Annotated in this window: 9 protein-coding genes and 1 riboswitch; of the genes, 4 read left to right on the plus strand and 5 right to left on the minus strand. The window is 73.7% G+C overall.

The annotated features are described in order from the left end of the window. The first annotated feature begins 103 nt into the window (after positions 1 to 103). Entirely contained in the window at positions 104 to 940 is an 837-nt protein-coding gene (locus E1293_RS36760) for a metallophosphoesterase family protein (protein WP_132203027.1), read from the plus strand. A gap of 33 nt (positions 941 to 973) precedes the next feature. Here the strand turns inward: E1293_RS36760 and E1293_RS36765 are convergent, their stop codons facing one another. The 3 genes from E1293_RS36765 to E1293_RS47970 form a co-directional block, all read right to left on the minus strand. Next, the gene (locus tag E1293_RS36765; protein WP_207939308.1) at positions 974 to 1,561 is read right to left on the minus strand and encodes a TetR/AcrR family transcriptional regulator; all 588 of its coding nucleotides are present in this window, start codon (positions 1,559 to 1,561) and stop codon (positions 974 to 976) included. Between the two features lie 186 nt (positions 1,562 to 1,747). Next, the gene (gene thiC / locus E1293_RS36770) at positions 1,748 to 3,469 is read right to left on the minus strand and encodes a phosphomethylpyrimidine synthase ThiC (RefSeq protein ID WP_132203028.1); all 1,722 of its coding nucleotides are present in this window, start codon (positions 3,467 to 3,469) and stop codon (positions 1,748 to 1,750) included. Next, a riboswitch (TPP riboswitch) is annotated at positions 3,465 to 3,578 on the minus strand. (Overlaps the previous gene by 5 nt.) 8 nt (positions 3,579 to 3,586) lie before the next feature. After that, positions 3,587 to 4,546, minus strand: coding sequence for a hypothetical protein (locus E1293_RS47970; RefSeq protein ID WP_165978554.1), 960 nt, complete (start codon positions 4,544 to 4,546; stop codon positions 3,587 to 3,589). 212 nt (positions 4,547 to 4,758) lie between these two features. Between E1293_RS47970 and E1293_RS36780 the strand changes: the two genes are divergently transcribed. The 3 genes from E1293_RS36780 (at position 4,759) to E1293_RS36790 (ending at position 9,207) form a co-directional block, all read left to right on the plus strand. Continuing rightward, complete coding sequence (locus tag E1293_RS36780; protein ID WP_207939309.1) at positions 4,759 to 5,916, plus strand: sensor histidine kinase; 1,158 nt, start codon at positions 4,759 to 4,761, stop codon at positions 5,914 to 5,916. 133 nt (positions 5,917 to 6,049) lie between these two features. Then, on the plus strand, positions 6,050 to 6,712 hold the full coding sequence (gene clsA / locus E1293_RS36785; RefSeq protein ID WP_132203036.1) for a cardiolipin synthase ClsA: 663 nt from the start codon (positions 6,050 to 6,052) through the stop codon (positions 6,710 to 6,712). Continuing rightward, positions 6,709 to 9,207 carry a mannose-1-phosphate guanyltransferase gene (locus E1293_RS36790; RefSeq protein ID WP_132203030.1) on the plus strand — a complete coding sequence of 833 codons (2,499 nt, stop codon included), beginning with the start codon at positions 6,709 to 6,711 and terminating at the stop codon, positions 9,205 to 9,207. Before clsA ends, E1293_RS36790 begins: the two co-directional genes overlap by 4 nt. A 24-nt stretch (positions 9,208 to 9,231) precedes the next feature. Here the strand turns inward: E1293_RS36790 and E1293_RS36795 are convergent, their stop codons facing one another. Next, positions 9,232 to 10,611, minus strand: a complete 1,380-nt coding sequence (locus E1293_RS36795; protein ID WP_243717083.1) for an aminotransferase class V-fold PLP-dependent enzyme — start codon at positions 10,609 to 10,611, stop codon at positions 9,232 to 9,234. Positions 10,612 to 10,752: 141 nt separating this feature from the next. Next, on the minus strand, positions 10,753 to 12,276 hold a 1,524-nt coding region (locus E1293_RS36800), incomplete at its 5' end, for an ABC transporter ATP-binding protein/permease (RefSeq protein WP_132203032.1).

Genomic DNA, 12,276 nt, shown 5'->3' on the forward strand with positions numbered 1-12,276 from the left:
GAGCCCGCCCCGTCCACATCCGGCTGTTCACCCTGCCCGCCGGCGAGGGCCCCGCCGAGAACGACTGAGCCGCCCGGGACGCGCGGGGGCTTACGATCTTCAGATGGGCGGTGTCTACGCGATCAGTGACCTGCACGTCGGCTTCCCGGACAACCGCGCGTTCGTGGAGGGGCTGCGGCCGCAGTCGGACGGCGACTGGCTGATCGTCGCGGGCGACGTCGCCGAGCGCTTCGCCGACGTCGAATGGACGCTCCGCACGCTCGCCGAACGGTACGCGACCGTGCTGTGGGTGCCCGGCAACCACGAGCTGTGGACCATCAAGGACGACCCGGTGCAGCTGCGCGGCGAGGCCCGCTACCGCCGGCTCGTCGGCATGTGCCGCGACCTGGGCGTGCTGACCCCGGAGGACCCGTACCCCGTCTGGGACGGCGAGGGCGGCCCCGTCACGATCGCGCCGCTGTTCATCCTGTACGACTACACCTTCCGCCCGGACGGGACGTCCACCAAGGAAGAGGCGCTGAAGGTCGCGCACGAGGCGGGCGTCGTGTGCACCGACGAGGTCTACCTGCACCCCGACCCGTACCCCACCCGCGACGCCTGGTGCGACGCCCGGATCGCCTGCACCGAGGGGCGCCTGGCCAACCTGGAACCGGGCACGCGGACGGTCCTCGTCAACCATTGGCCGCTCGTCCGCGAACCCACCCGCGTCCTGTGGTACCCGGAGTTCGCCCAGTGGTGCGGCACCGAGCGCACCGCCGACTGGCACAGCCGGTTCGGCGCCCTGTCCGTCGTGTACGGGCACCTGCACATCCCCCGGACGATCTGGACCGGGGACGTCCCGCACATCGAGGTGTCGGTCGGCTACCCGCGCGAGTGGCGCAAGCGAGGCGACGCGCCGCGCGGCCCCCGCCGCGTCCTGCCCGTCCAGGAGACGGCGTGACCGGCGCGGAGTCCTAGCGCGCCCGGCCGGGTGTCAGCGCGCCTTGCCGGGCGTGACACCGGCGGCGGCGAGCGACAGCAGCCGCCCGGCGGCCGCCGGCTCCCGCTCGGTGACCGCCGCGATCGCGGCCGCCAGCCGCAGCACGTCGGTGAACGACGCCCCGGCGGGCGCGTCCCCGGCCCGCTGCGCGCGGGCGAACAGCGCCGCGCCGGCCTCGTGCATGCCCGTCCAGGCGGGGGAGGGCTCCGGCCGCTCGTCCCGCAGCGACACCGCCGCCGAGGCGGCCATGCCGGGGAACGCCGTGACCTCCGAGATGAACGTCCGCAGCCAGGTCAGCAGGGCCTCGCCGGGCTCCGGGGAGACCGCGAGATCGCGGGCCGCCGCGGCCAGCCCCTCGTAGACCCCGGCGAGCAGGGCCTCCAGGAGGTCCTGGCGGGTGGGGAAGTGCCGGTAGAGCGTGCCGATGCCGACGCCGGCGAGCCGCGCGACGCCTTCGAGGGACGCGCCCGCCCCGTCGCGCTGGAACGTCTCCCGCGCCGCGGCGAGCAGCCGCTCGCGGTTGCGGCGCACGTCGGCGCGCACCGCCCGGGCGCGGGCCTTCGGCGTGTCGTCGCTGGTCACCTGCGTCGTCGGTCCTTCCCGGCGGTTGACGGGCCTGCGGCGATTCGAGGGGATCCGCGGCTTTGGAACGGTCCCTCGATCCTAGCCGCGGCGCGGCCGTGACCCGGTGCCGGGATGCGCCCGGACGTGCCCGCCCGGGCACGGGGCCCGCCGCGGACGTGCCGCGGCGGGCCGGACGCCGGTGGTTCAGGAGCCGGGGGAGAGCGGCAGGTAGACCCGCCCGCCCGCCGCCTTGAACTCCTCGGCCTTCGCCCGCATCCCGGCGGCGAGCGCCTCGTCCTCGGCCAGTCCGTGCTCGCCCGCGTACCGCCGGACGTCCCGCGTGATCTTCATCGAGCAGAAGTGCGGGCCGCACATCGAGCAGAAGTGCGCGGTCTTCGCCGGCGCCGCCGGCAGCGTCGCGTCATGGAACGCGCGGGCGGTGCCCGGATCCAGGGACAGGTTGAACTGGTCCTCCCACCGGAAGTCGAACCGCGCGTCCGACAGCGCGTCGTCCCACGCCTGTGCGCCCGGGTGGCCCTTGGCCAGGTCCGCGGCGTGCGCGGCGATCTTGTAGGCGATCACGCCGGCCTTGACGTCGTCGCGGTCCGGCAGCCCGAGGTGCTCCTTGGGCGTCACGTAGCAGAGCATCGCGGTGCCGTGCCAGCCGATCATCGCGGCGCCGATCGCCGAGGTGATGTGATCGTAGCCCGGCGCGATGTCGGTGGTCAGCGGCCCGAGCGTGTAGAACGGCGCCCCGTCGCACCACTCCTGCTGCAGGTCGACGTTCTCCTTGATCTTGTGCATCGGGACGTGCCCGGGTCCCTCGTTCATCACCTGGTTGCCGTACTCGGCGGCGATCCTCGTCAGCTCGCCCTGGGTGCGCAGCTCGGCGAACTGGGCCTCGTCGTTGGCGTCCGCGATCGAGCCGGGGCGCAGGCCGTCCCCGAGCGACCACGTGATGTCGTACGCGGCGAAGATCTCGCACAGCTCCCGGAAGCGGGTGTAGAGGAAGTTCTCCTCGTGGTGCGCCAGGCACCACGCCGCCATGATCGACCCGCCCCGCGACACGATCCCCGTCTTGCGCCGCGCGGTCAGCGGCACGTACGGGAGCAGCACCCCGGCGTGGACGGTCATGTAGTCCACGCCCTGCTCGGCCTGCTCGACCACCGTGTCCCGGAAGACCTCGAAGGTGAGCTCCGCCGGGTCGCCGCCGACCTTCTCGACCGCCTGGTAGAGCGGGACGGTCCCGACCGGCACCGGCGAGTTCCGCAGGATCCACTCCCGCGTCGTGTGGATGTCCTTCCCGGTCGACAGGTCCATGATCGTGTCGGCGCCCCAGCGGGTCGCCCACGTCATCTTCTCGACCTCCTCCTCGACCGACGACGCGACCGCGGAGTTGCCGATGTTCGCGTTCACCTTCACCAGGAAGTTCCGCCCGATGACCATCGGCTCGATCTCGGGGTGGTTGACGTTGGCGGGCAGCACGGCGCGCCCGGCTGCCAGCTCGTCCCGGACGAACTCCGGCGCGACGCCCTCGCGCAGCGCCGCGAACTCCATCTCCGGCGTGATCCGCCCGCGCCGCGCGTAGGCGCGCTGCGTCACCGCGCCCCCGCTCGCCCGGCGCGGCCGCCGCGGCAGGAAGTCCTCCTGGACGGGCGCCGATCCGCGCCCGTCGTCCTCCGGGCGCGCGGCCCGGCCCTCGTACGGCGCGGTGTCGCCGCGCTCGGCGATCCACGCCTCCCGCAGCGGGGGCAGCCCCGCGCGGACGTCGGTATCCTGCTCTGGGTCGGTGTACGGCCCGGACGTGTCGTACAGGACGACGGCGTCGCCGTTGGTCAGCGGCACCTCCCGCATCGGGACGCGGATCTCCGGGCGCGAGCCCTGGAGATAGGCCTTGCGGGCGGCTGGAACCACAGGTTCGGTCATGACGACTCGATCTCTCCCTACGCCGGCATTACCCGGTCAGGTTCATGCGGTCAGCGGCCGTCCCAGCCGCTATCTCAGCCCGGTTCGCCGGGCCCCCGCGATCTGTCGTGCTCGACGCTAACCCGCCGCACCCCCGTTGCCGCAACCGCGGTCCTTGGGGTACAGGGCCGCGAACGCCAGGGCGAGCGTGCGGAGCTCACCGGGCGCCGACGGCGAGCGTTCCAGCGCCATGCCGCCGGTGCCGGCCCGCAGGGCGGCCGACCTCCGTCCGTCCACGCCCGTGACGACGCACTGGCCGCCGGCCTGCAGGGCGCTGCCGAGGAGCGTGCCGCCGGCGTCGTGGAAGGACGGCTCGCTCCGGCCGTGCAGGGACCCGGCGAGCCGGCCGTCCCCGTCGCGGACGCGCACGCCGCCGCGCCCCGGCAGCCTGGACGGCCTCCTGAACACGAGCAGCACGCCGCCGTGGGGGTCGCGCACCTCGATCCGCCGGCGGCCGGAGGCGACGGCGAGCAGCGTGCCGGCGCGTTCGTCGCGGAACCGGCCCGTGCCGTCCACCAGAAGGCGGTCGGCCCTGGCCAGCGCGCCGGGCGCGGGCGGCGGCACCTCCTCGCCCCGGTCGTCGAGGACGCGCCACTCCGCGCCGAGGATGCCGGCGGCCGCGGTCCGCGCGGCCTCCAGCCGGCCGGACGGGAGGGACGCGCCGCTGAAGAGGGCGACGGCGTCGCCGTCGACCTCGGCGACCGCCTCGACGCCCGGCGCCGCCGAACGGTCGAACCAGACCGTCCAGACGGGCTCGGTGGCGGGCCACGTGATCCCGGCCGCGTCCACGGCGCTGACCGGGATCTTCACCTCCAGCGCGCCGCGGCGGAGGGCCACGCCCTTCTCGCCGATGGTCACGATGAGGCGCGTCCGGTGAATCCGGACGGCCCACAGGGCGGCGGCGAGGACGACGAGCACCCCGGCCGCGCCGTAGCGGCGGACGGGCTCGGGCACGGTGAGCACGAACACCGCGGTGATCGTCAGCGCGGCCAGCAGGAGCCGGAGCGGGCGCCGATACGCTCTCCTGCCGAGCGTCATCCGGAGATCCTGCGGGGGACCGGCGGGCGGGGGGACGGACAACGGTCAGCCCTTCGTGACGGGGTTTGCAGAACTATAGGCGGGACCGGCGCCGCGCAAGGGGGTGCGGAGCGAGAAAGATCATTCTGTCGGTGCCGGTGCCCCCGGCGGCATGCCCGCGAAACGCGGGGCGGTGCGCGGCGGTCCCGCGGCTCGGGGAAGATGGACGGGTGGTGACGCTGCCCCGGACCGATGTGACGGTGAAGGACGCTCTGCTCGCGACGCTGCTGGCGGGGATCGCGGCCGCGGTCGCGGTGCTGTGGCCGGGCGTCCGCGACCTGGACGCGCCCGGCGCGCTGCTGCTGGTGGCCGCGCACGTTCCGCTCGCGCTGATCAGGCGGTGGCCGGCCCCGGGCCTGCTGGCGCTCGTCGTCCTCGTCCTGCCCTACCACCTGGCGCAATACCAGCACCACGCGCTGGTGCCCGCCGAGGTCATCGCGCTGTTCGCCTACGCGGTGCTCGGCCGCCGGGTCCGGATCGTCCTCACCGTCGTCGCGTTCCTGCTGGCCGTGTGCGTGGTCGGGATGGCGATGCGGGCGGGCGGCGGCTCGCTGCGGGAGCAGATCGCGGTCATCGAGGCCGTGGTGTCCGTCGTGATCGCCGTGCAGGTGTGGCGGGTGCACCGGGCGCGGCTCGCGACGATCACCGAGCGGGCCGAGCGGGCCGAGCGGACCCGGGAGGAGGAGGCGCGGCGGCGGGTCGCCGAGGAGCGCCTGCGGATCGCCCGCGACCTGCACGACCTCCTCGCGCACAGCATCACGCTGATCGGCGTGCAGGCCGGCGCCGCCGCCCATCTGGTGCGCGCCGACCGCCCCATCGCCAGGGAGGAGCTGGCCGACGCGCTCGCCTCGATCGCCGGGACGTGCCGGGACGCGCGGACGGAGCTGCGCGGCACCCTCCAGGTCCTGCGCGGCACCGACGTCGCGGCGAGCGGGACGCTGCCCGGCCCGGACGGGATCGGCGACCTGGTCGAGGCGGCGCGCGGCAGCGGGATCGACGTCGCCCTGGACGACGCGAACGTGGGGACCCTGCCGCCGGAGATCGGCGTCGCGGCGTACCGGATCGTCCAGGAGGCATTGACCAACGTTGTCAAGCACGCCGCCGCGAACCATGTGACCGTGAGCCTGGCCCGGGAGGCCGGGGGCCTCGTCGTCCGGGTCTCCGACGACGGGAAGGGGCCCTCCGGCGGGACGCCCGAGGGGTTCGGCGTCCTCGGAATGATCGAGCGGGCGCGCAGCGTCGGCGGGACGCTGGACGCAGGCCGGGGCGAGGCCGGCGGGTTCGCCGTCACCGCCGTCCTCCCGCTCGCCCCGGCGCCGTCCGCGCGGTAGCGCGCGTGCCGCCACGCGCGGACGGACGCTGCCGGGGGGCTTTCAAACCCTTACCGGTAGGGTCAGGATCAAGGGACCAGGGGAGGCGAACGCGTCGGTGAGCACACTGCAGGAGGCCCCGCAGGACCGGATCATGACGGTGCCCAACGTGCTGAGCATGGCCCGGCTCGTGGGCGTCCCGCTGTTCCTGTGGCTCGTCCTCGTGGAACAGGACTGGTGGGCCCTCGGCCTGCTGGTGTTCGCGGGCCTGTCCGACTGGCTCGACGGGAAGCTGGCGCGCGCCCTCAACCAGACCAGCAGGCTGGGCATGGTGCTCGACCCGGCCGCCGACCGCCTCTACATCCTCGCCACGCTCGTCGGGCTCACCATCCGCGACATCATCCCGGTGTGGCTGGTGGCCGTGCTGGTCGCCCGCGAGGTGGCGATCCTGCCGATCGCGCCGATCGTGCGGCGGCTCGGGTACGGCGGCACGCTGCCCGTGCACTTCATCGGCAAGGCCGCGACGATGTGCCTGCTGTACGCGTTCCCGCTGCTGCTGCTCGGCGACCACGACGGCGGCGTGGCGGCCACGGCCAAGATCATCGGATGGGCCTTCGCGATCTGGGGGACGGGCCTGTACTGGTGGGCGGCCGTCCTCTACTGGGCGCAGACGCGGCAACTGGTGCTGGCCGGCCGCGGCGCGTCCCCGGCCGGCGGGCCGGACACCCCGCCCGGACCGGGTGGACGGGGTGGTCCGGGCGATCCGGGCGCGGATTCGCCGGCCGGCGACCACAAGGGAGCTGAGACACCCCGATGAAGGCCGTCGTGATGGCGGGTGGCGAGGGGACGCGGCTGCGTCCGATGACCGCCAACCAGCCCAAGCCGCTGCTGCCGCTCGTCAACCGGCCGATCATGGAGCATGTGCTGCGGCTGCTGAAGCGGCACGGGTTCGACGAGACCGTCGTCACCGTCCAGTTCCTGGCCGCGCTGATCCGCAACTACTTCGGCGACGGCGAGGAGCTCGGCATGTCGCTGAGCTACGCGACCGAGGAGGTCCCGCTCGGCACCGCCGGCAGCGTCAAGAACGCCGCGGAGGCGCTGCGCGACGACCGGTTCCTGGTGATCTCCGGCGACGCGCTCACCGACATCGACCTGACCGACATGGTGCGGTTCCACGAGGAGAACGACGCCCTCGTCACCATCGGCCTGAAGCGCGTCCCGAACCCCCTCGAGTTCGGGATCATCATCGTGGACGACGAGGGCCGCGTGCAGCGGTTCCTGGAGAAGCCCACCTGGGGCCAGGTGTTCTCCGACACCGTCAACACCGGCATCTACGTGATGGAGCCGGAGGTCCTCGGGCACGTCGCGGAGGGCGAGCCGGTCGACTGGTCCGGGGACGTCTTCCCGAAGCTGCTCGCCGAGGGCGCGCGCCTGTTCGGGTACGTGGCCGACTGCTACTGGGAGGACGTCGGCACCCACGAGAGCTACCTGAAGGCCCAGGCCGACATGCTGTCCGGGCAGGTCGGCATCGAGCTGGACGGGTTCGAGATGTCGCCGGGCGTGTGGGTCGCCGAAGGCGCCGAGGTGGACGCCGAGGCCGTTCTCAAGGGCCCGCTCTACATCGGCGACTACGCGAAGGTCGAGGCGGGCGTCGAACTGCGCGAGTACACCGTCCTCGGCAGCAACGTCGTCGTGAAGGAGGGCGCGTTCCTGCACCGCGCCATCGTGCACGACAACGTGTTCGTCGCGCCGTCCACGAACCTGCGCGGCTGCGTCGTCGGCAAGAACACCGACATCATGGCCGGCGCCCGCGTCGAGGAGGGCGCGGTCATCGGGGACGAGTGCGTCATCGAGGCCGAGGCGTACGTGTCCAGCGGGGTGAAGGTCTACCCGTTCAAGACCATCGAGGCCGGCGCGGTCGTCAACACCAGCGTGATCTGGGAGTCGCGCGGGCAGCGCAACCTGTTCGGACCGCGCGGCGTGTCCGGGCTCGTCAACGTCGAGATCACCCCGGAGCTGGCGGTGCGGCTCGCCAGCGCCTACGCGACCACGCTGAAGAAGGGGTGCACGGTCGTCACCGGCCGCGACGTCTCCCGCGCCGCCCGCACCCTGAAGCGCGCCGTGAACAGCGCGCTGACCGCCAGCGCGATCAACGTCCAGGACCTGGAGGCGACCCCGCTGACCGTCGCCCGGTTCGAGACCGGCCGCGAGGACAGCGCCGGCGGCGTGTACATCCGCACCACGCTCGGCGACCCGCAGGGCGTCGACATCCTGTTCCTGGACGCGGGCGGCGCCGACCTGTCGCAGGGTGCGCAGCGCAAGCTGGAGCGCGTCTTCGGCCGGCAGGAGTACCGGCGCGCGTTCCCCGGCGAGATCGCCGAGCTGACCTACCCGCCGCGCGTCGTGGAGACCTACACCCGCGACCTGCTGCGGCGCGTCGACATCCGCGGCGTCCGCGAGGCCGGGCTGAAGATCGTCCTGGACTGCGCGGGCGGGGTCGCCTCGCTCGTCCTGCCGAACCTGCTCGGCAAGGTCGGCGTGGAGGTCCTCACCCGCAACGCCGGGCTGGACGAGGCCAACCCGACCGAGACGCTCGCCGAGCGGATGCGCGACCTGGAGCGGCTGGGCGAGCTGGTCTCGTCGTCGCGGGCCGCGTTCGGCGTCCGGTTCGACCCGGTGGGGGAGCGGATCTCCCTGGTGGACGAGAACGGCGAGCTGGTCGGCGACGACCGCGCCCTGCTGGTGATGCTGGACCTGGTCGCGGCGGAGCGGCGCGGCGGCCGGGTCGCGCTGCCGGTGACGACGACGCGGGTCGCCGAGCAGGTGTGCCGGTTCCACGGCGTGCAGGTCGAGTGGACGTCCACGTCCCAGGACGTGCTCACCAAGACCGCCGCACGGCCCAGCGTGATCTTCGCGGGGGACGGGCGCGGCGGGTTCCTGATGCCCGAGTTCAGCGGCACCGTCGACGGGATCGCCGCGTTCGTCCGGCTCGTCGGGCTGGTCGCGCGGACGCGGCTGACCCTGTCGCAGATCGACCGCCGCATCCCGGACGCGCATCTGCTGCGCCGCTCGGTCCCGACGCCGTGGGCGGCGAAGGGCAGCGTGATGCGGCACGTCGTGGAGGCCGCCGCGGGCCGCACGATCGACACCACCGACGGCGTCCGCGTGGTGGAGGGCGACGGCCGCTGGGTCCTCGTCCTGCCCGACCCGGCGGAGGCCGTCACCCACCTGTGGGCGGAGGGGCCGGACGCCGACGCGGCGCAGGAGCTGCTGGAGGAATGGGCCGCCGTGGTCGAGCGCGCCGGCTCCTGAACCGGCCGGCCGGCGTGCGGGCGGTCAGCAGCGTTCGCGGGGCTTGAGGCCGGCCGCGTCCGGCTCGCGGTCGCCGTACACGGTGTCGAGGAACTCGATGAGGTGATCCACGTCCGCGACGTTGGAGACGAGGCCGAGGGACGCCCGGACCGCGCCGCCGCTGGGCAGGCCCAGGACGCCCAGGTAGTCGTCGAGGGTGCGCATCCGCCGGTTCGCGGTGCTGCGCAGGGCGTGCTCGGAGATCTCGAACGCGCCCTCGCCGGCGCCCGGGTTGCAGAAGCAGCCCGTCCGGACGGAGATGCCGGCGGCGGCGCTGTCGCGGGCCACGATCCGCTCGTCCACGATCCCGCCGCGCGGGTCCAGGACGTTGAACGCCACCGTGCCGCCGCGCCCGCCGGTGCCCTCCGGCCCGTACAGCCGGATCATGGGGGAGCCGCCGGAGTGCCGCAGCCCCGCGAGCCGGCGCAGGAGCAGGGACGTCAGGCAGCCGACGCGGCGGTGGACGAGGTCCATGCCGATGTCCTCGACCCAGCGGACGCCGAACTCCACGTCGGGGATGGACAGGAAGTTCAGCGTGCCGTCCTCGAACGCCGTCTCGTCGGGCGCGAGGACGTGCCAGCCGCCGAGCGCGCTGACCGCCTGGATCGTCCCGCCCGAGAACCAGGGGCGCCGCAGCCGGGCGAGGGCCTCGCGGCGCGCGACGAGGCTGCCGACGCCGGTCGGGTAGCCGAACACCTTGTACCAGCTGACCGGGACGAAGTCGGGGTGGACGCGGCTCAGGTCGAGGCGGTTCGCCGGGACGAACGCCGCCGCGTCCAGCAGCACGTCGTAGCCGCGGTCATGAGCGAGGCCGACCCAGCTCAGCGGATGCTGGACGCCGCTGAAGTTGCTCTGCGCGGGGAACACGAGCAGGCCCCGGCCGCCGCCCAGCGCCGCGTCGACCTCCGCCTGCCGTACCCGAAGGCCGGGGCTCCGGACGGGCACGTGCACGACCTCGGCGCCGCGCGCCCTCGCGAACTCCCTGATCCCGTTCACGGAGTTGTGGTTGTCGCCGGTGAGGACGAGCCGGCCGCCCCCTTCGAACGGGTACGCCTCGCCGACGAGCCGGCACGCGCCGCTGGCGTTCGGCGTGAACACGACGGCGTACTCGTCCGGCGAGGCGTTGAAGAAGGCCAGGATCGCCTCCCGCGCCCGCTCGACGAGGCGTGTGGACGCGCTGGACGTCGGGTTCTCCGAGTGCGGGTTGCCGTAGCAGCCGCCGAGCAGCCGGTCGGTGTGCGCGCGGATCTGGGCCGCGGCGGCGACGCCGGAGCCGGTGTAGTCGAGGTAGGTGTGCGCGTCGAGGTGGCGGTACTCGGTGGCGCGGAGTTCGTCCAGCCGCCGCGTCTCCGCGTAACCGGGCATGACGTCAACCCAGAAATCGGCAGAAGCGTTCATTTTGCACCCCCGCTTACATAAGGCCCGCTTCCCGAAGTAACGGTCCAAAATTCTCAAAGCGGACGCAAGGTACTTCTGGGGCCATAATTGGACGAGGGAGGGATGTTTCTATGTCCTGCGGGTGAGGACCAGGCACGTTCCCGCGAGGAACAGCACCGCGAACCCGCCCAGCAGCGCCCAGTCGGCCGCCACGGCGCGCGAGAACGTGCCGCCGTACGAGGCGAGCAGCGGCGGGCCGAGGGGCGACCGCCCGGTGGCCCAGAGCCGGTCCACGCCGAGGCTGTGCCCGAGCCCCTCGAACGCCCACCGGTTGGACATGGCGTAGCTGAGCCACCGTCCGGGCGCCGCCATCACCGGGACGGGCAGGATCGCGCCGACGAACAGCACCTGCGGGAAGCACAGCATCGGCAGCGCCATCGTGGCCTGCGCCGGATCGGTGACCGCCGCCGACACCAGGAGGCCCAGCGCCAGCGCCGCCAGCGAGCACAGCAGCAGCGTGACGAACAGCTCCCCGTAGGTGCCCCACCCCATCGCGGGCAGCCGGTCCAGCGCCCGCAGCACGCCGAGCATCAGCGCGTCCACCACGGCCAGCAGCGGCAGCAGCACGGCCGCCTTCGCCAGCACGTACGGGCCGATGCGCAGACCGGTGAGCCGCTCCCTGCGCAGCACGGGCAGCTCGGTGCAGATCTGCAGCAGCCCGTAGGTGAGGCCGAAGAAGAACCCGCCGAACGCGATCCAGAACAGGATCATCACCGTCGCGCCGGGGCTCGGTGACTCCGGAGAGAACGCCCCGGGCCGGAACAGGACCGCGAACATCGCCAGCACCATGAGCGGCGACCCGGCCAGCACGGCGAGCGTCAGCCGGTTCCGGGTCAGCAGGTCGAGGCTGCGCCGGGTGAGCAATGCCCACTGCCGGACCGCGCCGATCCCCGGCCCCGCCGCCGGCGCCGCCTTGCCGAACCTGCCCTCCCAGTCGTGCTCGTCCGGCTCGGCCAGGCGCAGGTAGATGTCCTCGATGCCGTCGACCTGGAACTTCTCGCGCGCCTCGGCCGGCTCCCCGTAGAACGCCAGCCCCCCGTCCCCGGTCAGGACGGCGACGCGGTCGCAGACCGCGACGTCCGGCGGGTGATGCGTCGTCAGGACCACCGTCGTCCCCGAATCGGCGAGCCCGCGCAGCAGCCGCATCAGGTCCGCGGCCGTCGCCGGATCCAGCCCCGACGTCGGCTCGTCCAGGAAGAACACCCGCGGGCGCGTCAGCAGCTCGACCGCGATGCTCGCCCGCTTGCGCTCACCGCCGCTCAGCGCCCCGACGCGCTGGCCCGCCCGCCCGGTGAGCGCGAGCGCCTCCAGCACGTCGTCCACGGCCCGCTCCGCGCGCTCCGGCGGTGTCCCCGCCGGCAGCCGCAGGCCCGCCGCGTACCGGAGGGTGCGCCGCAACGGCATCTCCCTGTGGACGATGTCGTCCTGCGGGACGTACCCCAGCGACCCGGCGCCGCCGTCGTACCGGACCTCGCCCTCCGCCGGCGGCCGGACGCCCGCGATCGCGTCCAGCAGCGTGGTCTTGCCCGCCCCGCTCCCGCCGATGATCGCGACGAGGTCGCCGCACCCGATCGACAGCGACACGTCCCGCAG

It is taken from the genome of Actinomadura darangshiensis (genome assembly GCF_004349235.1).
In the GTDB taxonomy this organism is placed as follows: domain Bacteria; phylum Actinomycetota; class Actinomycetes; order Streptosporangiales; family Streptosporangiaceae; genus Spirillospora; species Spirillospora darangshiensis.

Bases quoted from the DNA above. Each gene is read 5' to 3' on its own strand.
- clsA (WP_132203036.1), top strand. From the start codon at position 6,050: ATGACGGTGCCCAACGTGCTGAGCATGGCCCGGCTCGTGGGCGTCCCG.
- E1293_RS47970 (WP_165978554.1), bottom strand. From the start codon at position 4,546: ATGACGCTCGGCAGGAGAGCGTATCGGCGCCCGCTCCGGCTCCTGCTG.
- thiC (WP_132203028.1), bottom strand. From the start codon at position 3,469: ATGACCGAACCTGTGGTTCCAGCCGCCCGCAAGGCCTATCTCCAGGGC.
- E1293_RS36790 (WP_132203030.1), top strand. From the start codon at position 6,709: ATGAAGGCCGTCGTGATGGCGGGTGGCGAGGGGACGCGGCTGCGTCCG.
- E1293_RS36760 (WP_132203027.1), top strand. From the start codon at position 104: ATGGGCGGTGTCTACGCGATCAGTGACCTGCACGTCGGCTTCCCGGAC.
- E1293_RS36795 (WP_243717083.1), bottom strand. From the start codon at position 10,611: ATGCCCGGTTACGCGGAGACGCGGCGGCTGGACGAACTCCGCGCCACC.